The organism is Streptomyces sp. NPDC004667, assembly GCF_040609475.1.
Classification (GTDB): Bacteria; Actinomycetota; Actinomycetes; order Streptomycetales; family Streptomycetaceae; genus Streptomyces.
The window spans coordinates 22638-43169 of the sequence record NZ_JBEXKC010000056.1 but is presented as its reverse complement, the minus strand read 5'-3'; the positions used below and the strand labels follow the sequence as shown (position 1 = coordinate 43169).

Here is a 20532-nt window from a genome sequence, read left to right as displayed (position 1 = left end):
TGATTCGTCATCAGGGTGCGGCCGGCCGCGCCGGTTCGGCTAGACGGCCATTCCGTAGACGATCGTGAAGAGGGTGCCGAGGGAGCCGATGATGAAGACTCCGGTGAGGCCGGCCACGATCAGGCCCTTGCCCTGTTCCGCGCTGAAGGTGTCGCGCAGTGCGGTCGCGCCGATGCGCTGCTTGGCCGCGCCCCAGATGGCGATGCCGAGGCAGAGGAGGATCGCTACGGCCATGACCACTTCGATCATGACCTTCGCTTCGTTGCCGAGACTGCCGAACGGCCCCCAGTTCGGGGCGATTCCGCCGATGATGGTGGTGATGTCGCCCTTTTCGGCTGCCAGGATCATGTAACTCACCGCCCCTGTATGGGTAGTTCCGGTAGCCCGTGCCCGACGGCAGGGGTCACGCACTATCTTCGCTGATGAAACCGCCGCCGTCGTCGACTTGGCGGCTCTCTTTACCCGATCTCCTGGCGTGCGCCCCTCCCGCGCGCCCTGACCTGGTCACTCTGTGTATCACGGTGGGTGACCCCGGGCAATGATTGTCCGCCCGGCGTGCGCGGGGCCGGGTGAGGGGCGGCCGTTCGGCGCAGTGGGGCGCGTGTCGTTGGGCCGTCCCGCTGATATTTGTCCGACATTCCGTCAGTCTTTCCATCTTTGCGGCGGGTTGGGGGGAGGCTCGCGGTCGTTGGCCGTGACGACGTGACGATGTGAGGAGGAGCCTGATGGGTTCCGCGATGGAGCCGGGCCGCAGGGCCCGGCTGGCCGCCGGGGTGGCCGTGGCGTTGCTGTGCGGGCTGGTGGCCGTACCGGTGCAGGCGGTGGCCGCGGAGGCCGGGCCTGAGTACGGGTACGAGTACGAGTACGGGCACGGGTGCGGGAAGGACGACGACCGGGCCTTCAGGGGCGGGGGGTGTACCGGGCCGCGCGGGCCCAAGGGGCCGAAGGGCGACCGGGGTCCGAGGGGTGAACGGGGTCCGGCCGGGCCGCACGGGCCGTGTGCGGACGTCGACACCGCTTCGGGGCCGGGGACCTCGGAGTTCAGTGCCGTGCTGAGCCGGGGGAGGGCGTACCTCGGGGCGAGGGCCACGCCGACGGCCCCCTACTACTGGCAGGACCTGACGCGGGCCAGGACGCCGGGCTTCCCGCGCGACGCGTGCGGGGTGTCGGTGCGGGTGGGCGGTCCGCGGGTGTACGTGAAGGTGCTCACCACGGGCGGGGACATCTACGAGAACTCGTGCACGACGGCGTTGGTCTGCACGCTGGGCTGGACGGCGGTGGTCCGGCCCTACTGACGCCGGCCGTCCCGGGGGCGGCGCCGTGACCGGAGTCGGGGCCGGGCGCGGCGCCGTTCGGTGTCGCTGGGCGTCGCTGGGCTGGGCGGAGGCGTAGTGGAGTGTCGGCTTCCGGTTGGGTCGCTCACCGTACGGGGGCAAGGGCGGGCGGGAGCGCGAGGGGCGCACGCGCGCACGGCGGGAGCCGGGCGCGGCGTCGGGTGCGGTTCCGGGCGTCGGCCGCTGCGCCGGGTCGGCCGGTCTACTGCCAGTGGGACGGGCGGGTGAGGGACGGGGGGATGCGGGTGGCGGCGTCGCCCCGGGCGGCGTTCAGCTGGGCCTGGGTCAGGAAGAGGGCGTCGCGCAGGTCGGCTCCGCGGAGGTTCGTGTCGCGGAAGTCGGCGCCGATCAGGTCGGCGGTGCGCAGGTCGGCGCGGCCGAGGTCGGCGGCGATCAGGTAGGCGCCGCGCAGGTTGGCGCCGCGCAGGTCGGCTCCCGCGAGGCGGGCGCCCATCAGGTCGGCCCCGCGGTGGTTCTTGCGGCGGCCCGGGGCCTTGGCGCGCACCAGCTCGCTCGCCTTGAGGAGGAGGGGGTTGATGTCCTGGCGCAGGCTGCCTACGTCGAGGCCGGTCAGCTCCTCGGCGTCGGCCCGGGTGAGGGCCTCGGTCCGGGCCAGGGCCGTGCGCAGGTCCGGGTGGACGGGGGCCGCGGCGGGGAGGGCGAGCGCTTCGGCGACGTAGAAGAGCAGCTCGTGCAGCTGCCGCATGACGGGGAAGACCTCGAACATCTCGGTCCGGGTCCCGGGGTGTGCGCGCCAGTCGCGGCCGCCGAAGGTGACCTGGGAGACCTGCTGGCCCGCGCCGAAGCAGTCGAACACGGTGCAGCCCTGGAAGCCCTGGTCGCGCAGCCGGGTGTGGATGCCGCAGCGGAAGTCCTGCCGGAGGTTCGCGCAGGGGGTCCCGGCGGACTTGTTCACGGCGAAGTCGTTGGACTTGGCGAAGGGCAGGGCGACGCAGCACAGCGCGAAGCAGTTGCCGCAGTCGGCCTGCAGGACGGGGAGCGGGGGGTGCGCGGGGCGGGGGGTGGCGGACACCCCTCCATTGTCACCGCAGGGGAGGGCGCGGCGTGCCGGGGAGTCGGGCGGGGCGGCCGGTTCGTGGCCGGAGTGCCTTGATCCGCGGGGCGGTGGCGGTGAGCATCTGTACATGACAGAAGTGATCGCAGTTGCCGTCATCACCCTGCTCGCGGTGATCAGTCCGGGCGCGGACTTCGCCATGGTGGTCAGGAACAGCTACCTGTACGGCCGGCCCACCGGGCTGTTTGCGGCGGCCGGGGTCGCGGCCGGCGTGCTGGTGCACGTCTCGTACACGATGCTGGGCGTCGGGCTGCTGATCGCCTCGTCGACCGCCCTGTTCACGGCCATCAAGCTGGCGGGTGCCGCGTACCTGGTGTGGATCGGGATCCGTACCTTCCGGGCGCCGGACACGCTGACCGTGGACCTCGAGTCGAAGCCGGGGCTGAGTCCGCTGGGTGCGCTGCGGTCCGGGTTCCTGACGAACGTGCTGAATCCGAAGACGACGTTGTTCGTGGTGTCGACGTTCACGCAGGTGGTCGATCCGGGGACGTCGGCGTGGCAGCAGGTGGGATACGGGCTGTTCATGTCGGCCGCGCACCTGGTGTGGTTCGGGGCGGTGGCGCTGTTCTTCTCGGACTCGCGGCTGCGCGACCGGATGCTGAAGGCGCAGAAGGCACTGAACCGGGCGATCGGGTCGGTGCTGGTGGGGCTGGGGGTGGGGCTGGGCTTCGCGCGCTGAGCGAACGCCGGGCGCATGCCGGGCGAACGCCGAGCGGGCGCTGAGCGGGCGCCGGGCGGGCGCGGGGCTGGTGCCCCGGGGTTACCTGTGGGTAGCGTGCAGCGGCATGGACGCTGAGGACGGGTTCTACGAGCGGATCGGTGCGGGGCGGTTCGTGGCGGGCGAGGCCACGCGCGGGCCGTGGGACGCGGGCGCGCAGCACGCCGGGCCGCCGGCCGCGCTGCTGGCGCGGGAGATCGACGAGCGGGCGGGCGCCCGGGAGGACATGCGGATCGCGCGCGTCACGTACGAGATCCTGCGGCCGGTGCCGATCGGCGCCCTGGAGATCACCACGAGCGTGCTGCGGGCGGGCCGCAACACCGAGCTGGTCGAGGCGGCCCTGACGCCCGAGGGCGCCTCCGGCCCGGTGATGCTGGCGCGGGCACTGCGGATCAGGGTGGCCGGGGAGCCGGTGCCCGCGGTGGTCCCGGGGGCGGTGGTGCCGACTCCGGGGGAGGCGGTGGCGTCGCCGTTCTTCCCGGTGCCGTGGGAGACGGGCTACCACTCCTCGGTGGAGGCCCGCTTCACCGACGGGGCCTTCACCGAGCCGGGGCCGGGGACCTGCTGGATGCGGATGCGGGTGCCGCTGGTGGCGGGGGAGGCGGTCCGGCCGCTGGACCGGGTGCTGGTGGCCGCCGATTCGGGCAACGGCATCAGCGCGGTGATGGACTTCGGCCGGTTCGTGTTCGTCAACGGCGACCTCACCGTGCACGTGCACCGGCACCCGGTGGGGGAGTGGGTCTGCGTGGAGTCGCGGACCAGCGTGGACGCGGCGGGGATCGGCCTGGCCGACGCCCGGCTGCACGACGAGAAGGGGCCGATCGGGCGGGGCGCGCAGAGCCTGTTCGTGGCGGAGCGCTGACCTCGACCCCACCGGGCCGTTGCGGGCCGGGCTCGGGTCGGCGCATCCCGGTCCGAGTGCCAACCCGGCTTCTGCGCACGGGAGTCGGTGTGGCAATCTCGGTCGGATGGAGGCGCTCAGAGAGACCGACCCCGCGTACGTCGGCGCGCACGCGCTGCTGGCCCGCCTCGGGGCGGGCGGGATGGGGCAGGTGTACCTCGGGCGGTCGCCCGGCGGGCGGCTGGTGGCCGTCAAGGTCATCCGTGACGAGATCACCGGGCATCCCGAGGCGCTCGCCCGGTTCCGCCGGGAGGCGGAGACGGTCCGCGCGGTGCGCTCCGCGTACACGGCGAACCTGATCGACGCCTCGCTGGCGGCGCCGCCGTTCTGGCTGGCCACCGAGTACGTGGCGGGCCCGACGCTCGGCCACGCGATCGGCGCGCGGGGTGCGTTGCCCCCGCAGACCTGCCGGCGCCTGGGCGCGGCACTGGCCGAGGGCCTGGCGAGCGTGCACGCGTACGGGGTCACGCACCGGGACCTCAAGCCGCAGAACGTCATCCTGGGGGCGCAGGGGCCCCAGCTCATCGACTTCGGCATCGCGCGCGGGGTCGGCGCGACCGCCCTCACCCAGGACGGCCAGGCACCGGGGACCCCCGGGTACACGGCTCCCGAGGTGCTGCTGGGCGGAGAGACGGGAGCGGCGGCTGACGTCTTCGCCCTGGGCGCGACGCTGGCGTACGCGGCCACCGGGCGCCCGCCGTTCGGCACCGGGGTGGCGTCGACCGTGGGCTACCGCGCGGTGCACGAGCCGGTCGACGTGGCCGGTGTGGAGCCGGGACTGGCTGCGCTGATCGAGGCCTGTGTGGCGAAGGATCCCGCCGCGCGCCCGGATCCGGCGGAGCTGATCCGGCGCTGCGACGTGCGGGACGCCCTGGTGGACGACCCGGTGTACATGGCGCTGGGGGCGCTCGGCGAGCCCGTGCCGTTGCACGAGATGCGGACGCAGGGGCCCGGGTACCCCTACGTCCCCACGCAGTCGGTCGGGCCGGCGGTGCCGGCCCGCAAGGCCGGCCGACGTGTCGGGCTGTGGGCGGCCGGAGGCACGGCCGTGCTCGTCGCGCTTTCCCTGGCGGCCTGGAGGCTGCTCCCGCTCGACGGGACCGGGGGCCGGGAGGGCGGGGGCCGGAGCGGGGGAGCGGCAGGTGCGTCCACGTCCGCGCCACAGAGCCCGGCGGCCTCCGCGGGCAGCGGCGCGGCCACGCCCGCCGCGTCCAAGGGAACCGTCAAGCCCCCGGCCCAGTACATCGAGGGCAACCAGATCTCGCACTACTTCTGGAAGCCTTCGACCGACCCCGACCTGGCCGCCCACGGGCAGGGGCAGTGCAACCAGCCCGCGGAGCAGAAGGCGCCCGGCGCGGACATGCAGACGAGTACCGCGGTTTCCGGGAAGTCCGTGGCGATCGAGATGCGGATCAAGTACGGGGACATGAGCCAGACCAGGCCCGAGCCGTACTACGTGTCCGTGGCCGTCCGCTCCCCGCACGACACGGACCCGGAGACGGGCATGCCCTTCAAGGTGGACAACAAGAGCGTCGGTTTCACGAGCAAGCCGGTCGACATCTACGGCAAGTGGCCTTCGGGGGAGTTCCTGACCCTCAGGTACCCGGAGGATTTCGCGGAGCACGTGGGGGGCAGGACGTACCCCGGCGTGCCCCTCGCCAACGACCCGGGGGACTGGACGCTGGTCTTCTATCACGTCGAGGATGACCCGACGAAGTACACGAGCATCAACTGCTCGGGCTTCCGAGTGGGGTAGTCGTATCGGCGACACGAGCGAATCACCCATGAAAGTGACGGGGATGGGGGAGTGTTGACGGATGCGCAGATTCTGGATGGCTGGCGGAATCGGGTTCGGGCTCTGTCTGGGCTTCCTCGTGATCATCGTTGTGGGTACGTACTCGGCCGCGGCGGGGCTTTCGGGGGCGGCGGGCGGCGGCCGGCCGCTGGGGCTGGCGAAGGGTGCCGTGCCCGCGAAGTACCAGGACCTGGTGCAGAAGTGGGGCGCCCTGTGCCCGGCGCTCACGCCCGCGCTGCTCGCCGCGCAGCTGTACTCCGAGAGCGGGTGGGACCCGAGGGCCGTCAGCCCGGCCGACGCGCGGGGGATCGCACAGTTCATCCCCGGAACCTGGGCCGGCCACGGTATCGACGGTGACGGCGACGGCGACCGGGACATCTGGGATCCCAATGACGCGATCCCGTCGGCGGCCTCGTACGACTGCCAACTGGCCAAGGACGTCGCCGGGGTTCCCGGTGACGCCACGTCCAACATGTTCGCCGCCTACAACGCGGGCGCGTACGCGGTCATCAAGTACGGCGGGGTGCCCCCGTACAAGGAGACCGAGGGGTACGTGAAGTCGATCACCGATCTGGCGAAGAGCTTCGCCCGGCCCGTCGGCCGGGTGGCGCCGTCGCAGCAGGCCGCCGGGGCCATCTACTTCGCGCAGAAGCAGCTCGGGACGCCCTATCTGTGGGGTGGCAACGGGACGCCCGATCAGAACGGGCGGTTCGACTGTTCCGGGTTGACCAAGGCGGCGTACGAGACCGTGGGGATCGAGCTGCCGCGCGTGGCCAACGACCAGTACAACGCCGGTTCGCACCCCTCGCGGGCCGAACTGCTGCCCGGTGATCTCGTGTTCTTCTCCGACGATCTGACGAACTCTCGCGAGATCCGGCACGTCGGCATGTACGTGGGCGGCGGGTACATGATCAACGCCCCGTACACCGGCGCGGTCATCCGCTTCGACAAGATCGACACTCCCGACTACTTCGGTGCCACGCGGGTGACCAAGGACGGGGCCGCGGCCCTTCCGGAGCGGGCGGCGGCCACTCCGGCGGCCTAGCGACACTCCGTGAACCGCAGGCCTTGAGCTGCGACGACGAATCACTCTTGGATAACGTTGGAGTGATCATTCGGTGGAGAGTGGAACGTACCTGCCAGAACGGGCGTTCCATGAGCACGAGACTTGATCGGCGGGGGGTTTGGAGGGGCGCACACCGGCGTGCGCCCACAGGGGACCTAGGCAAGCAAGGGGCCGCGTCGCATGGCTGGACTCACAACAGGTGGGCCGAATGTGGATGTCAGCCTGCTGTACGAGATCAACGCCCTGGCCCGGCACGCCCCGGGCTGGTTCGACCGGGGCGTCGCGCTCGTCGGCGGGTACGGGCTGCCGCTGGCCATGGTCCTGCTGGTGCTGTGGTGTTGGCGCGGGGCCCGGCGGCAGGACGAGACGACGGCCGCCGATTCCTTCGCCGCGCTCGTCTGGGCACCGCTCGCCGCCGCCATCGCCCTGCTCGTGAACGTTCCGCTGCGCGGGTTCGTCGCGCGCCCGAGGCCCTTCGTCCAGCACGAGGGGCTGGAGGTGCTCGGCGGGATGACCGGCGGGCCGGGAGCCGGTTACTCCTTCGTCAGCGGCCACGCCACCCTGATGATGGCCCTCGGCGTCGGGGTGTTCCTGGCCAACCGCCGGCTCGGGCTCGTCGGCATCGGGCTCGCGCTCGCCGAGGGACTGTGCCGGGTCTACCTCGGCGTGCACTACCCGACCGACGTCATCGGCGGGTTCGCGCTCGGCACCGCCGTCGTGCTGCTCCTCGCGCCCCTCGCCATGGCCGCGCTGACCCCGCTGGTACGGGCGCTCGCGCGCGCGCCGCGGGCGGGGCGGCTCGTCCGGGCCGGGGAACGGGTCGTGGCGCGGCCGGTGGAGCTCGCGCAGCGGCCGGCCGAGAGCGACCTCGCCGCGTAGCGGGGGCAGCGGCGGCGGAAGCGGGCGCGGTCAGCCCGCGTACGCGTTCCACAGCGCGAGCAGGACCGCGGCCAGCAGGCACAGGACCGCCGCCCCGAAGCACAGCCGCACCGCGGCCGGCCGGGGGCGGGGGCGGGGACTCACCGGTCGCCGTCCCCGGCGCCCCCGTTCCCGCGGCCCGCGCCGGAATCCTCCGGGTCGTCACGGCGGTAGCGGGACCGCAGCCACAGCCCGGTGGCCACGGCCGCGGCGGTGGTGACCCCGATCGCCAGCGCCACGTCCCCCGGGCCGTCCGCCGTGCCCACGGGGCGGGCCCAGGCCGCCGCGGCCGGGGTGAGCGCGATCAGCAGGGCCCAGAGGAGGGCCGCGAGGCGGGGTGCGGTTCCTGGCATGACTCCAGGGCAGCCGGTCCCGGGCCACCCGGCCACCCGGGCAGTCCGAACGGGCGACACACCCGGAGAGCACGACATACGCGGAGACGCGAGACACCCGGAGAGCACTACACACCCGGAGACGCCAGACACCCGGAGACGCGAGACACCCGGACGCCAGACACCCCGACGCGGGGCGCCCGCGCGACGTCGGGCCCGGCGCCCCACCCCGCCCGGGTCTACTCCGCGCTGTGCCGGGTGGCGTCCCTGCGGGCCAGGTCGCGGGAGCGGCGGGCCGGGCCGGTCCAGCCGCAGCTGCAGACGGCCAGGCAGAAGGAACCGCGTTCCGCGGTGCTGGTGATGTGGCCGGGGGTCGGCTGCACGGAGTCCACGCGGTCCACGGGGTGACGCGGAGCCGGCGCAGCGGTAAACGGAGGGACCTCAGTCGCCTGGGTGTGCGGATCCACGTTCCCACGGTACCCGGTCGAACCGTGCCCGGTACGGGTCTCGGCCAGTGCCCGGCCGTGACGGGAAACCCTGGACCTCGTTAACCGGAGCGGGTGGGGGCCTCGGGCAAACAGCGGTCACGCGTTGGGGGTTGGCAGGCGATGGTGGTGCACCAGCACAGGCGGCGGCGAAGGCGTGCGGGTGGGGCGGTGCTCGCGGTCTGCGTGGCGGTGACCGTCGCCGCCCTCGGCGGATGCGGGGCCGCGAGCGGTACGGGAACCGGAACCGCGGCCGCGGCCGGCGACGACCGGCCGCCGGGGGATCCCGGCGCGGCCGTCCGCGGGGCCGCCGACGCGCTCGTGGCCACCGGCAGCGCCCGGGCCCGTACGGCCATGGAGATGGCCACCGGCGGCACCCGGGTCACCATCCGCGGCGAGGGCGGCGTCGACTTCAGGAAGCGGATGGGGCAGCTGCTGGTGATGCTCCCCGCCGACGTGACCGGCAAGCCCGAGCACCGGCCCATCACCGAGCTGCTCGTCCCCGGCGCGCTCTACATGAAGAACCGGGGCGCCGGGGTGCCCGACGACAAGTGGGTCCGGCTCGACACGTCCGCGCTCTCCGACGGGAACCTCGTCACGGGCGGGGCCACCGATCCGCTGGCCGCCGCCGAGCTGCTGCGCGGCGCGCGGGAGGTGACGTACGTCGGCCTCACCGAGGTGTCGGGCACCAAGGTGCGGCACTACCGGGGTACGACGGACATCGGGCGGGCGGCGCAGAGCGCCTCGCCGGGGGTCAAGGGAGCCTTGGAGGCGGCGGCGAAAGGGTTCGGCAAGGACAGCGTGCCCTTCGACGCCTACCTGGACGAGGAGGGGCGCCTGCGGCAGGTCAGGCACCGTTTCACGTACGTCAAGAATGGCGTGATCGATGTCTCCTCGACCACGCTGCTGTACGGGTTCGGTACGCCGGTGACCGTCGTATTGCCCGCAAGCGGGGACATTTATGACGGGAAGATCGCCGACTAGCCGGTCCGGCGGGCCCGGACCGTGCGTCCGGGCCATGACCCCGCTATCCGGAAATGGTCCATCCGTGTCATGTGCGGCACGACGTGCGGTCCCTACGCTGGGAAGCCGAGCGCCGACGGGCGAGGGCGGCAGAGAGAGGTGACACGCGTGACTCCCGCGGGCGGTACGACGGTGCAGGACCACGTGGCACTCGCCGAGATCGAGCTGTGCGGTGAGCTGATCATCGCGGCCTCGACGGCCGTGGAGGAACGACTGAGTCAGGACCGGATCGACGAGGTTCTGATGGGTATCTGTCTCTAGTCCCCCATACCCGGCCCCATACCCGGCCCCATACCCGGCCCCGGTCCCCGGAGCCCGGCGGAGCCGCGGGTGCGGCGCCGCCGCCGGGGGTCAGGTGCGCAGGAGGCGGGCGATGGCCTTCGTGGCCTCTTCCACCTTCGCGTCGATCTCGGTGCCGCCCTTGACGGCCGCGTCCGCGACGCAGTGGCGCAGGTGCTCCTCCAGCAGCTGGAGGGCGAAGGACTGGAGGGCCTTCGTGCTCGCCGAGACCTGCGTGAGTATGTCGATGCAGTAGACGTCCTCGTCGACGAGCCGCTGGAGGCCGCGGATCTGGCCCTCGATGCGGCGCAGCCGCTTGAGGTGCTCGTCCTTCTGGTGGTGGTAGCCGTGGACGGCTCCGCCCTCGTGGGTCAGGGTGCCGGGGGCGGTGCCCGTCTCGGCTCCGGAGCCCTCCACCTCGATGGTCGTCATGGGTCCTCCCGTGGTCCGGAATGAGGGGTGCATACCCCTCATGGGTATAGGGTACTTCGCCCCTGTCCGAGGGACAGGGGTCCATCTCGCCCACTGTGCCCGATGGAGGACACTGGGGAACCGCGCCGGTTAGCCGTGGCCGGGGGATACGCCTAGCATCAGCCTGACCGAATCCAATGCATCCCGAGGACCTCACGTGCGATTTCGTCTGACCCCCAGGGAGACGAGCTTCTACGACATGTTCGCCGCATCCGCGGACAACATCGTCACGGGCTCCAAGCTCCTGATGGAACTGCTCGGAGCGGATCCCTCCGCCCGGGCCGAGATCGCGGAGCGGATGCGGGCGGCGGAGCACGCGGGGGACGACGCGACGCACGCGATCTTCCACCAGCTGAACTCCTCCTTCATCACCCCGTTCGACCGTGAGGACATCTACAACCTCGCGTCGAGCCTCGACGACATCATGGACTTCATGGAGGAGGCCGTCGACCTGGTCGTCCTCTACAACGTGGAGGAGCTCCCCAAGGGCGTCGAGCAGCAGATCGAGGTGCTGGCGCGGGCGGCCGAGCTGACCGCGGAGGCCATGCCGCACCTGCGGACCATGGACAACCTCACCGAGTACTGGATCGAGGTCAACCGGCTGGAGAACCAGGCGGACCAGATCCACCGCAAGCTGCTCGCCCAGCTCTTCAACGGCAAGTACGACGCCATCGAGGTGCTGAAGCTGAAGCAGATCGTCGATGTGCTCGAAGAGGCCGCCGACGCGTTCGAGCACGTCGCGAACACGGTGGAGACCATCGCGGTCAAGGAGTCCTGAACCACGTGGACACCTTTGCTCTGATCGTGACCATCGGTGTCGCGCTCGGCTTCACCTATACGAACGGCTTCCACGACTCGGCGAACGCGATCGCCACCTCCGTCTCGACGCGGGCCCTGACGCCGCGCGCGGCGCTGGCGATGGCCGCGGTGATGAACCTCGCCGGTGCCTTCCTGGGCAGTGGCGTGGCCAAGACGGTCAGTGAGGGCCTGATCGAGACGCCCCACGGCAACCGGGGCATGTGGATCCTCTTCTCCGCGCTGGTCGGCGCGATCGTCTGGAACCTGATCACCTGGTACTTCGGCCTGCCCTCGTCCTCCTCGCACGCGCTGTTCGGCGGGATGGTGGGCGCGGCCCTGGCCGGCGGGACCGAGGTCATCTGGTCCGGGGTGATCGACAAGGTCGTCATCCCGATGTTCGTCTCGCCCGTGGTCGGCCTCGTCGTCGGTTACCTGGTCATGGTCGCCATCCTGTGGATGTTCCGCCGGGCCAACCCGCACAAGGCCAAGCGGGGCTTCCGCATAGCGCAGACGGTGTCGGCGGCCGGCATGGCGCTGGGCCACGGCCTCCAGGACGCCCAGAAGACGATGGGCATCGTGGTGATGGCCCTGGTCATCGCCGATGTGCAGAGCGCGGGCGCGCCGATCCCGATCTGGGTCAAGGTCGTCTGCGCCGTGATGCTGTCGCTGGGCACCTACGCGGGCGGCTGGCGCATCATGCGCACCCTCGGCCGCAAGATCATCGAGCTGGACCCGCCGCAGGGCTTCGCGGCGGAGACCACCGGTGCCTCGATCATGTTCGGCTCGGCCTTCCTCTTCCACGCGCCGATCTCCACGACCCACGTGATCACCTCGGCGATCATGGGCGTGGGCGCGACCAAGCGCGTCAACGCGGTCCGCTGGGGCGTGGCCAAGAACATCATCCTGGGCTGGTTCATCACCATGCCGGCCGCCGCCCTGGTGGCGGCGCTCAGCTTCTGGATCGTGGACCTCGCCCTGCTGTAGTCGCGGCGCGCGGGTACGAAAGCGGGCCGGCTCCCCCCACCCAGGGGGAGCCGGCCCTTTTCTTTCGCCTTGCGGTGGCACCGCCATGCAGCACCGCAGGACGTACGGGTCACGCGGCGGAGCCGCGTGAGGTCTGGTCCGGTCTAGCCGAAGCGGCCGGAGATGTAGTCCTCGGTCGCCTGGACGGACGGGTTGGAGAAGATCCGGTCCGTGTCGTCGATCTCGATCAGCTTGCCCGGCTGGCCGACGGCGGCCAGGTTGAAGAAGGCGGTGCGGTCCGAGACGCGGGCGGCCTGCTGCATGTTGTGCGTCACGATGACGATCGTGAAGCGCTCCTTCAGCTCGCCGATCAGGTCCTCGATCGCGAGGGTGGAGATCGGGTCCAGGGCCGAGCAGGGCTCGTCCATCAGCAGGACCTGGGGCTCGACCGCGATGGCGCGGGCGATGCACAGACGCTGCTGCTGACCGCCGGAGAGGCCGGAGCCCGGCTTGTTCAGGCGGTCCTTGACCTCGTTCCAGAGGTTGGCGCCCTGGAGGGACTTCTCCACGATGTCGGTCAGCTCGGACTTCTTGTAGCGGCCGTTCAGGCGCAGGCCCGCCGCCACGTTGTCGAAGATCGACATGGTGGGGAACGGGTTCGGGCGCTGGAAGACCATGCCGACCGTGCGGCGGACCGCGACGGGGTCCACGCCGGTGCCGTAGAGGTTCTCGTCGTCCAGCAGCACCTTGCCCTCGACGCGGCCACCGGGGGTGACCTCGTGCATGCGGTTCAGGGTGCGCAGGAAGGTGGACTTGCCGCAGCCGGAGGGGCCGATGAAGGCGGTCACGGAGCGCGGCTCCACGGTCATCGAGATGTCATCGATGGCCTTGTGGGTGCCGTAGAAGGCGGACAGTCCGCTGACGTCGATTCGCTTCGCCATGAGGGGTCACTTCGCTTTCAGGGGGTCGCGTCAGCGACCGGTCTTCGGGGCCTTCCAGCGGGCGATGCCGCGGGCCACCAGATTGAGGATCATGACGAAGGCGATCAGGACGAGCGCTGCGGCCCAGGCCCGGTCGTAGGAGGCGTCACTGCCGACCTTGTACTGCTCCCAGATGTAGAGGGGGAGCGAGGACTGGGCACCTTCGAAGGGGTTGCCGTTGATCAGCTGGGTACCGAAGACCAGCAGCATGATCGGGGCGGTCTCGCCGGCGATGCGGGCGACGGCCAGCATGAGGCCGGTGGCGATGCCGCCGATGGCGGTGGGGAGCACGACCTTGAGGATCACGCGCCACTTCGGTACACCGAGGGCCAGGGCGGCCTCGCGCAGCTCGTTCGGGACGAGCTTGAGCATCTCCTCGGTGGAGCGGACCACGACGGGCATCATCAGGATCGACAGAGCCATCGCGCCGGCGAAGCCGGAGGGGCCGAAGCCGAGCGCCAGGTTCCAGGTCGTCAGGATGAACAGGCCCGCGACGATGGAGGGGATGCCGGTCATGACGTCGACGAAGAAGGTCACGGCCTTGGCGAGCTTGCCCTTGCCGTACTCCACCAGGTAGACGGCGGTCAGCAGGCCGATCGGCGCGGCGATCAGGGCGGCCAGGGCGACCTGCTCGATGGTGCCGAGCAGCGCGTGGTAGACGCCGCCGCCCGGCTCGAAGCTGGTGACGCCGTTCATCGAGTGCGTGAGGAAGTCGGCGCTGAACGCCTTCAGACCCCGGCTGACGGTGATCCAGATCAGCGAGAGCAGCGGGATGACCGCGAGGACGAACGAGACCCACACGAGGGAGGTCGCGATCCGGTCCTTGGCCTGGCGGCGGTTCTCGACCACCGCGCTGGCGGTGTACGTGATCACGACGAACAGGATCGAGGCGATCAGGCCCCACTGGACCTTGCTTTCGAGGCCGGCGACGGCACCGATGCCGCAGCCGAGGGCGATCGAGAGGGCCGCGATGCCGGCCGGGGCCCAGCGGGGCAGGCCGCCGCGGGTCAGGCGGGCGGGAGCGGCGGACTTGTGGGCCGGTGCCGGCCGCTGGTCCTGGAGTGCGTGGCTCATCAGGCGTTCGCCCCCGAGAAGTCCTTGCGTCGGGCGATGATCAGCCGGGCTGCGCCGTTGACCAGCAGGGTGAGCAGGAAGAGCACCAGGCCGGAGGCGATCAGCGCGTCGCGGCCGAACTCGTTGGCCTCGTCGAACTTCGCGGCGATGTTCTGCGCGAACGTGCCGCCGCCCGGGTCGAGGATGTGGCCGGAGATCAGGAAGCTCGGGGAGAGGACCGTGGCGACGGCCATGGTCTCGCCGAGGGCGCGGCCGAGGCCGAGCATCGAGGCGGAGATGACGCCGGAGCGGCCGAAGGGCAGCACCGACATGCGGATGACCTCCCAGCGGGTCGCGCCGAGGGCCAGGGCGGCCTCCTCGTTCATGCGCGGGACCTGGAGGAAGACCTCGCGGCTGACGCTGGTCACGATCGGCAGGATCATGATCGCGAGCAGGATGCCGACGGTGAAGAGCGAGCGGGCGACGCCGACCTGGGTCTTGTCGAAGACGTAGGTCCAGCCGAGGTACTCGTCGAGCCAGAGGTTCAGCCCGTTCAGCTGCGGCACCAGGAAGAGGGCGCCCCAGATGCCGTAGATGATCGACGGCACGGCGGCCAGCAGGTCGACCACGTACGCGATGGGGGCGGCCAGCTTGCGCGGCGCGTAGTGCGAGATGAACAGGGCGATGCCGACGGCGATCGGAACCGCGATGGCCATCGCGATGATCGAGCTGACGACGGTGCCGAAGAGCAGGACGGCGATGCCGAAGACGGGAGGGTTCGCCGACGCGTTCCAGTCGAAGGTGGTGAGGAAGTTCCCCTCGTTCTTCGACAGGGCGATCGAGGCGCGGTAGGTGAGGAAACCGGCGATCGACGCCATGATCACCAGGAGCAGGATGCCGGAGCCCTTGGAGAGCCCCGCGAAGATCTTGTCACCGGCGCGGCCGGTGGACCTTCCGCTCTTGGTGACCGGCGGAGCCTGGTCTATCTGCGTGGGTGTGGTGGAAGCCATGGTCTTTCCGGTCTGGGTGGGGGGCAATGCCCCCTGGCGGCGGTGCACCGGATCCCCTGGGTGGAGGGGAGGGTCCTCCGGGCCGGGCCGATCGGACGGGATCGGCCCGGGCCCTGAGGCTCAGTGGTTCAGGACAGCGAGTTGATGGCCTCGCGGACCTTGGTGATGATCTCGGCCGGGATCGGCGCGTAGCCGTTGTCGGAGAGGACCTTCTGGCCCGCGTCCGAGGCGGTGTAGTTCAGGAAGGACTTCACGGTCGGCAGGGTCTCGGCCTTGTTGCCCTTGTCGCAGACGACCTCGTACGTGACCAGGACGATCGGGTACGCACCGTCGGCCTTGGTGGTGTAGTCGAGCTTCAGGGCCAGGTCGGAGCCGGTGCCGGCGATCTTGGCGGCGGCGATGGCCTTGGAGGCGCTCTCGGAGGAGGCCTTCACCGGGGCGGCCGCGCCGGTGTTGATGTCGACGGTCTTGATGTTCTGCGAGCTGGCGTAGGAGAGCTCGAAGTAGCCGATCGCGCCGTCAACGGCCTTGACCTGCGAGGCGACACCGGCGGAGCCGGAGGCGGCCTGGCCACCGGGGGCCGGCCACTTCTTGGCGGCCTCGTACGTCCAGGCGTCGGGGGCGGCGGCCTTGAGGTACTTGCCCAGGTTCTCGGTGGTGCCCGAGTCCTCGGAGCGGTGGAACGCCTGGATCGCGGTGGAGGGAAGCGTGACGCCGGGGTTCAGCTTCTTGATCGCCTCGTCGTCCCACTTCTTGATCTTGTCGTTGAAGATGTTGGCGATCGTGGCGGCGTCGAGGTTCAGCTTGTCCACGCCGGCGACGTTGAAGCCGAGCGCGATCGGGCCGCCGACCATCGGCAGGTCGATGCCCTGACCGCCGGTGCAGACCTTCTTCGACTCCTCGACGGCGTCGGGCTTCAGCGCGGAGTCCGAGCCGGCGAAGCCGACGGTGCCCTGGTTGAAGGCCACGATGCCCTCACCGGAGGAGGAGGACTTGTAGTTGACCTCGACACCGGAGCAGGCGGCCATGTAGTTCTTCACCCACAGGTCGACCGCGTTCTTCTGCGCGGAGGAGCCGGAGGCGAGGAGCTTGCCCTTGGCGCCGTCGCACTTGACGTCGCCCGGGGCCGGGGCGGAGGCCTTCGGGGTGTTGCCACCGGCGTCGGTCTTGGTGTTGTCGTCCGAGCCGCACGCCGTGAGGACCAGGGCGCCGGACACGACGAGGGCCCCGAGGGCGGAGGCACGAAGCCGGTTCTTGCGCTGAAGCTTCACTTTCGGGTGTTCCTTCCGAGGAGCCGCCGGCCGCTTTCTGGATCGGGGCGGCGTGCGAAGAGGACTACGGGGTCGTGTGGTGCGGGCGCCTTGGTTTTCCCGGCGGCTCGCACCGTGCGGTACCGAAATTAGGCAGAACAGGTGAAGCGGTCGACGGGGGTTGGTGAACGGACGGTGAACCATGGCGGACGGCCCGGTGCGGATGGGGTGGTTTGTACCCGGGCGTAATCGGGCGTTATCCACCCGTTATCCCGCCGTGACTTTCGCGGGGCCGCCGACAGGGTGGCCGGAATTCGCCGTTGCCGCCGCTGGGGGCGGGGACCGGTGCGGAGGCCTGCGGCGCGGTGAGGCCCGCCGTGCGGTGAGGCCCGCCGTGCGGTGACCTCCGTGGTGCGGTGAGGTTCGTGGTGCGGTCACGCTCGTGGTGCGGTCACGCTTTGCGGTCACGTTCGTGGTGCGGTGAGGTTCGGAGCACGGTGACGCCCGCGGGTACGGGGGCCCGCGGGTGCGGAGGCCCGCGGGTATGGGGGCCCGCGGTACGGAGGTCCGCGGTACGGGGGCCCGCGGTGCGCGGGGGCCCCTGCGCGCAGGGGTCCTCCCTCCACCTTTCCACCGTTCCGCCCGCCCCGCCCCCGGATCCGGGGGCGGGGCGGGCGGGGCGGGCTCGGGGAGCGCGTCAGGAGGCCGTGGGGACCGGGTGCCAGATGTGGTGGAACGAGAGGCGGGCCGCCAGGGCCGCGTGGCGCTGGTCGGCGTGCAGGACGCCCAGGGCGTAGGCCGTGGCCGGGGCGATCCGGGGAGTGCGGGCGGCCGTCGCCGAGGCGGTGGCCGCCTCGGAGGCGTCGCGGTGCACGTCCAGTGCCCGGCCCGCCGCGGCGAGCCGGGTCACGTCCCCGCCCAGTGCCTCCCGGGCGTACCGGTGGACCCGCAGCAGGCGGCGCACCTCGTGCCAGGAGCCGTCCGCGTGCGCCGAGTACGGGGTGCTCTCGCCGGTGTCGGGCAGGGCGGCGACGGCCGTGCCCAGCCGGTCCTCGGTGACCGCCGCGAGCGGCACCAGGACGTCCTCCACCCGGCCCCGCGCCGCGACCGCGTCGAGCGGCACCTCCGAGGCCAGCACGGCGACGGCGTCGGCGACCGCGTGGAAGCGGGAGGAGCCGAGCGCCTGGAGGGTCGTGGAGTGGGCGCGGGTGCGCGCCAGCGTGAGCTGGCGCTCCAGCAGGGCGCCCGCGCGCGCGGAGCCCACGGTGAGCGCCCCCGCGGAGGCCCCGGTGCCGCGGGGCGCCGGGACCTCGGGTGAGGCGGAGAGCCGTTGCAGGGCCTCCATGAGGCGGGACAGCCGGGCGGCGTACGCGTGCTCGTCGGCCAGGGTGGAGGAGAGCCAGACGAGCTCGGTGCGCAGGGAGTCCGCCCACGCCGACTCGGTCACCACCCGGAACGTGCCCAGCGAGCCCGCGATGCGGCGCGCGGCCCCCCGCAGGCCGCGCGCCGCCTCGCCGCTTTCCGCCGCGTCGGACCCGCTTTCCTCGTGCACGCGCAACCCCCGCAGGAACGCGGTGGCCTGGGAGCGCAGGTACGCGCCGAGCACGTCACCTGCGGTCGGGTCATGGTTTGGCTGAGCCACGCCGGCGCCTCCGGGCGTCTATGAGCATCTCCTGAACGTGCCGCAGCGGTTGGCCCTCGGCGTCGGTGCTGTGCCGGGTCCATTCGCCGTCCGGTCCCAGGTGCCAGGAGGAGGTGGCGTCGGACATGCCCGTCTCCAGCATCCGGTCCAGGGCCGCGCGGTGGGCGGGGTCGGTGACCCTGACCAGTGCCTCGATGCGGCGGTCGAGGTTGCGGTGCATCATGTCGGCGCTGCCGATCCACACCTCGGGCTCGCCGCCGTTGCCGAAGGCGAAGACCCGGGAGTGTTCCAGGAAGCGGCCGAGGATCGAGCGGACCCGGATGTTCTCCGACAGCCCCGGAACCCCGGGCCGTACGGCGCAGATGCCGCGGACCCAGATGTCGACGGGGACGCCCGCCCGGGCGACCCGGTACAGGGAATCGATGAGGGCCTCGTCGACGATCGAGTTCATCTTGAGCCGGACGTACGCGGGCCGGCCCGCCCGGTGGTGGTCGGCCTCCTTCTCGATGCGCGAGACGAGTCCGTCGCGCAGCGACTTGGGGGCGGTCAGCAGCCGGCGGTAGGTCTCGCGGCGGGAGTAGCCGGACAGCCGGTTGAACAGGTCGGAGAGGTCCGCGCCGACCTGCGGGTCGGCGGTGAGCAGGCCGAGGTCCTCGTACAGGCGGGCGGTCTTGGGGTGGTAGTTGCCGGTGCCGACGTGGCTGTAGCGGCGCAGGGTGTCGCCCTCCTGGCGGACGACGAGGGAGAGCTTGCAGTGGGTCTTGAGGCCGACCAGGCCGTAGACCACGTGGCAGCCGGACTCCTCCAGCTTGCGCGCCCACTTGATGTTGGCCTGTTCGTCGAAGCGGGCCTTGATCTCGACGAGGACGAGGACCTGCTTGCCGGATTCGGCGGCGTCTATCAGGGCGTCGACGATCGGCGAGTCGCCCGAGGTGCGGTACAGCGTCTGCTTGATCGCGAGGACGTCCGGGTCGGCGGCGGCCTGTTCCAGGAAGGCCTGCACGGAGGTGGAGAACGAGTCGTACGGGTGGTGCAGCAGCACGTCGCGCTCGCGCAGCGCGGCGAAGATGTCGGGCGCGGACGCGGACTCCACCTCGGCGAGGTCACGGTGCGTGCCGGCGACGAACTTCGGGTACTTGAGCTCGGGCCGGTCGAGGGAGGAGATCCCGAAGAGGGCCGTCAGGTCGAGCGGGCCGGGCAGCGGGTACACCTCGGCGGCGGAGATCTTCAGTTCCTGGACCAGGAGGTCCAGGACGCCGGGGTCGATGGACTCCTCGACCTCCAGGCGCACCGGCGGGCCGAAGCGGCGCCGCATGAGCTCCTTCTCCAGGGCCTGGAGGAGGTTCTCGGCGTCGTCCTCCTCCACTTCGAGGTCCTCGTTGCGGGTCACGCGGAACATGTGGTGCGCGAGCACCTCCATGCCGGGGAAGAGCTCCTCCAGGTGCGCGGCGATGACGTCCTCCAGCGGGACGTAGCGCTGCGGGGAGGCCTCCAGGAAGCGGGACAGGAGCGGCGGGACCTTGACGCGGGCGAAGTGGCGGTGGCCGCTGACGGGGTTGCGCACGACGACGGCCAGGTTCAGGGACAGGCCGGAGATGTACGGGAACGGGTGCGCGGGGTCCACGGCCAGCGGGGTGAGCACCGGGAAGATCTGGTTGCGGAACAGGGTGAAGAGGCGGGCCTGCTCCTTCTCGGTGAGGTCGGGCCACCGGATGAGGTGGATGCCCTCCTCGGCGAGCTGCGGGGCGATGTCCTGCTGGTAGCAGGCGGCGTGCCGGGCCATGAGCTCGCGCGAGCGGGTCCAGATCAGGTCCAGCACCTCACGGGGCTGGAGGCCCGAGGCCGAACGGGTGGCGACGCCGGTCGCGATGCGGCGCTTGAGGCCGGCGACGCGGACCATGAAGAACTCGTCGAGGTTGCTCGCGAAGATCGCCAGGAAGTTCGCGCGCTCCAGCAGCGGGGTGGCCGGGTCCTCGGCGAGTTCGAGGACGCGCTCGTTGAAGGCGAGCCAGCTGCGTTCGCGGTCCAGGAAGCGGTTCGCGGGCAGCTCGCCGCTGTCGTCCCTGTCCTCGTAGGCGTCGAGATCGGCGTCGAGGTCGGGATCGAGGTCCGCCGCGTGGGGGCGGTGCGCGGCTATGGAGCCGAGGCGCGCCCGCGTCCGGGCCGTCTGCGCCTGGGCCTCGGCCTTGGCCTGCGCGGGTGTCTGCGCGGCGCTCGGCCGGGTGAGGGCCGACGCGGGGGCCGCGGCATCGGCGGGGCCGGTGGTGGCGGCGTTGCGGGACGGCTGCTGGGCGGGGACCTCGGTGGGGCCCGCGGGGCTCGCGCTCGGCTTGTGGCTCATGTCTCCATTCTTCCGCGCACGGGGGAGGACAGGCGCGTCGGAAGTGTCCGCCGTCAGGCGGAGGCGGTGCTGCATGTCCGGAGACTGGCAAGCGCGTC

Annotated in this window: 21 protein-coding genes; 10 read left to right on the top strand and 11 right to left on the bottom strand. The window is 71.5% G+C overall.

What is annotated here, in order from left to right; genetic code table 11:
* Nucleotides 1-39 precede the first annotated feature (39 nt).
* On the bottom strand, nt 40-348 hold the full coding sequence (locus tag ABZW32_RS26975; RefSeq protein ID WP_008742356.1) for a hypothetical protein: 309 nt from the start codon (nt 346-348) through the stop codon (nt 40-42).
* Nucleotides 349-725: 377 nt separating this feature from the next.
* Between ABZW32_RS26975 and ABZW32_RS26970 the strand changes: the two genes are divergently transcribed.
* On the top strand, nt 726-1295 hold the full coding sequence (locus ABZW32_RS26970; protein ID WP_356220395.1) for a hypothetical protein: 570 nt from the start codon (nt 726-728) through the stop codon (nt 1293-1295).
* Nucleotides 1296-1536: 241 nt separating this feature from the next.
* Here ABZW32_RS26970 and ABZW32_RS26965 read toward each other — a convergent pair whose 3' ends face one another.
* Nucleotides 1537-2367: a pentapeptide repeat-containing protein gene (locus tag ABZW32_RS26965; protein WP_356220393.1), complete on the bottom strand. Its 831-nt coding sequence runs from the start codon at nt 2365-2367 to the stop codon at nt 1537-1539.
* Nucleotides 2368-2479: 112 nt separating this feature from the next.
* On the opposite strand from ABZW32_RS26965, the gene ABZW32_RS26960 reads away from it, so the two are divergent.
* The 5 genes from ABZW32_RS26960 to ABZW32_RS26940 all read left to right on the top strand — a co-directional run bounded on the left by ABZW32_RS26960 (nt 2480) and on the right by ABZW32_RS26940 (nt 7768).
* Complete coding sequence (locus tag ABZW32_RS26960; RefSeq protein WP_356220390.1) at nt 2480-3088, top strand: LysE family transporter; 609 nt, start codon at nt 2480-2482, stop codon at nt 3086-3088.
* Between the two features lie 106 nt (nt 3089-3194).
* Nucleotides 3195-3989, top strand: a complete 795-nt coding sequence (locus ABZW32_RS26955; protein ID WP_356220387.1) for a thioesterase family protein — start codon at nt 3195-3197, stop codon at nt 3987-3989.
* 106 nt (nt 3990-4095) lie between these two features.
* A complete protein-coding gene (locus ABZW32_RS26950) occupies nt 4096-5784 on the top strand; it encodes a serine/threonine-protein kinase (RefSeq protein WP_356220385.1) in 1689 nt (562 codons plus the stop codon).
* Between the two features lie 61 nt (nt 5785-5845).
* Nucleotides 5846-6868 carry a bifunctional lytic transglycosylase/C40 family peptidase gene (locus ABZW32_RS26945; protein WP_356220382.1) on the top strand — a complete coding sequence of 341 codons (1023 nt, stop codon included), beginning with the start codon at nt 5846-5848 and terminating at the stop codon, nt 6866-6868.
* 201 nt (nt 6869-7069) lie between these two features.
* Nucleotides 7070-7768 carry a phosphatase PAP2 family protein gene (locus ABZW32_RS26940; RefSeq protein ID WP_356220379.1) on the top strand — a complete coding sequence of 233 codons (699 nt, stop codon included), beginning with the start codon at nt 7070-7072 and terminating at the stop codon, nt 7766-7768.
* A 140-nt stretch (nt 7769-7908) separates the two neighbouring features.
* On the opposite strand, the gene ABZW32_RS26935 is transcribed toward ABZW32_RS26940, so the two are convergent.
* Together ABZW32_RS26935 and ABZW32_RS26930 are read right to left on the bottom strand one after the other, a co-directional pair.
* Nucleotides 7909-8160 (bottom strand): hypothetical protein, encoded by a 252-nt coding sequence (locus ABZW32_RS26935; RefSeq protein WP_356220377.1) that lies wholly within the window; start codon nt 8158-8160, stop codon nt 7909-7911.
* 218 nt (nt 8161-8378) lie between these two features.
* Nucleotides 8379-8531 carry a hypothetical protein gene (locus ABZW32_RS26930; protein WP_356220375.1) on the bottom strand — a complete coding sequence of 51 codons (153 nt, stop codon included), beginning with the start codon at nt 8529-8531 and terminating at the stop codon, nt 8379-8381.
* A 264-nt stretch (nt 8532-8795) separates the two neighbouring features.
* Between ABZW32_RS26930 and ABZW32_RS26925 the strand changes: the two genes are divergently transcribed.
* Both ABZW32_RS26925 and ABZW32_RS26920 read left to right on the top strand, forming a co-directional pair.
* Nucleotides 8796-9608 carry a hypothetical protein gene (locus ABZW32_RS26925; protein ID WP_356220373.1) on the top strand — a complete coding sequence of 271 codons (813 nt, stop codon included), beginning with the start codon at nt 8796-8798 and terminating at the stop codon, nt 9606-9608.
* Between the two features lie 147 nt (nt 9609-9755).
* A complete protein-coding gene (locus tag ABZW32_RS26920) occupies nt 9756-9908 on the top strand; it encodes a hypothetical protein (protein ID WP_167456795.1) in 153 nt (50 codons plus the stop codon).
* A gap of 90 nt (nt 9909-9998) precedes the next feature.
* Here the strand turns inward: ABZW32_RS26920 and ABZW32_RS26915 are convergent, their stop codons facing one another.
* Nucleotides 9999-10358 carry a metal-sensitive transcriptional regulator gene (locus ABZW32_RS26915; protein ID WP_356220371.1) on the bottom strand — a complete coding sequence of 120 codons (360 nt, stop codon included), beginning with the start codon at nt 10356-10358 and terminating at the stop codon, nt 9999-10001.
* Between the two features lie 196 nt (nt 10359-10554).
* Here ABZW32_RS26915 and ABZW32_RS26910 point away from each other — a divergent pair, with 196 nt between their 5' ends.
* A complete protein-coding gene (locus tag ABZW32_RS26910; protein WP_030240555.1) occupies nt 10555-11175 on the top strand; it encodes a DUF47 family protein in 621 nt (206 codons plus the stop codon).
* A gap of 5 nt (nt 11176-11180) precedes the next feature.
* Nucleotides 11181-12179, top strand: a complete 999-nt coding sequence (locus tag ABZW32_RS26905; protein WP_356220368.1) for an inorganic phosphate transporter — start codon at nt 11181-11183, stop codon at nt 12177-12179.
* Nucleotides 12180-12322: 143 nt separating this feature from the next.
* Here ABZW32_RS26905 and pstB read toward each other — a convergent pair whose 3' ends face one another.
* The 6 genes from pstB to ABZW32_RS26875 form a co-directional block, all read right to left on the bottom strand.
* Nucleotides 12323-13099 carry a phosphate ABC transporter ATP-binding protein PstB gene (gene pstB / locus ABZW32_RS26900; protein WP_266840607.1) on the bottom strand — a complete coding sequence of 259 codons (777 nt, stop codon included), beginning with the start codon at nt 13097-13099 and terminating at the stop codon, nt 12323-12325.
* Between the two features lie 30 nt (nt 13100-13129).
* On the bottom strand, nt 13130-14212 hold the full coding sequence (gene pstA, locus ABZW32_RS26895) for a phosphate ABC transporter permease PstA (RefSeq protein ID WP_356220366.1): 1083 nt from the start codon (nt 14210-14212) through the stop codon (nt 13130-13132).
* Nucleotides 14212-15201: a phosphate ABC transporter permease subunit PstC gene (pstC, locus tag ABZW32_RS26890; RefSeq protein ID WP_356220364.1), complete on the bottom strand. Its 990-nt coding sequence runs from the start codon at nt 15199-15201 to the stop codon at nt 14212-14214. Before pstC ends, pstA begins: the two co-directional genes overlap by 1 nt.
* Before the next feature lie 128 nt (nt 15202-15329).
* Nucleotides 15330-16472, bottom strand: coding sequence for a phosphate ABC transporter substrate-binding protein PstS (gene pstS / locus ABZW32_RS26885; protein WP_356220362.1), 1143 nt, complete (start codon nt 16470-16472; stop codon nt 15330-15332).
* 676 nt (nt 16473-17148) lie between these two features.
* On the bottom strand, nt 17149-18093 hold the full coding sequence (locus ABZW32_RS26880) for a CHAD domain-containing protein (protein WP_356220360.1): 945 nt from the start codon (nt 18091-18093) through the stop codon (nt 17149-17151).
* On the bottom strand, nt 18074-20434 hold the full coding sequence (locus ABZW32_RS26875) for an RNA degradosome polyphosphate kinase (RefSeq protein WP_356220359.1): 2361 nt from the start codon (nt 20432-20434) through the stop codon (nt 18074-18076). Before ABZW32_RS26875 ends, ABZW32_RS26880 begins: the two co-directional genes overlap by 20 nt.
* Between the last annotated feature and the right edge of the window lie 98 nt (nt 20435-20532).

Bases quoted from the DNA above. Each gene is read 5' to 3' on its own strand.
- ABZW32_RS26940 (WP_356220379.1), top strand. From the start codon at position 7,070: ATGGCTGGACTCACAACAGGTGGGCCGAATGTGGATGTCAGCCTGCTG.
- ABZW32_RS26950 (WP_356220385.1), top strand. From the start codon at position 4,096: ATGGAGGCGCTCAGAGAGACCGACCCCGCGTACGTCGGCGCGCACGCG.
- ABZW32_RS26960 (WP_356220390.1), top strand. From the start codon at position 2,480: ATGACAGAAGTGATCGCAGTTGCCGTCATCACCCTGCTCGCGGTGATC.
- pstC (WP_356220364.1), bottom strand. From the start codon at position 15,201: ATGGCTTCCACCACACCCACGCAGATAGACCAGGCTCCGCCGGTCACC.
- ABZW32_RS26875 (WP_356220359.1), bottom strand. From the start codon at position 20,434: ATGAGCCACAAGCCGAGCGCGAGCCCCGCGGGCCCCACCGAGGTCCCC.
- pstB (WP_266840607.1), bottom strand. From the start codon at position 13,099: ATGGCGAAGCGAATCGACGTCAGCGGACTGTCCGCCTTCTACGGCACC.
- ABZW32_RS26955 (WP_356220387.1), top strand. From the start codon at position 3,195: ATGGACGCTGAGGACGGGTTCTACGAGCGGATCGGTGCGGGGCGGTTC.
- ABZW32_RS26975 (WP_008742356.1), bottom strand. From the start codon at position 348: ATGATCCTGGCAGCCGAAAAGGGCGACATCACCACCATCATCGGCGGA.
- ABZW32_RS26970 (WP_356220395.1), top strand. From the start codon at position 726: ATGGGTTCCGCGATGGAGCCGGGCCGCAGGGCCCGGCTGGCCGCCGGG.
- ABZW32_RS26945 (WP_356220382.1), top strand. From the start codon at position 5,846: ATGCGCAGATTCTGGATGGCTGGCGGAATCGGGTTCGGGCTCTGTCTG.
- pstA (WP_356220366.1), bottom strand. From the start codon at position 14,212: ATGAGCCACGCACTCCAGGACCAGCGGCCGGCACCGGCCCACAAGTCC.
- ABZW32_RS26935 (WP_356220377.1), bottom strand. From the start codon at position 8,160: ATGCCAGGAACCGCACCCCGCCTCGCGGCCCTCCTCTGGGCCCTGCTG.
- ABZW32_RS26915 (WP_356220371.1), bottom strand. From the start codon at position 10,358: ATGACGACCATCGAGGTGGAGGGCTCCGGAGCCGAGACGGGCACCGCC.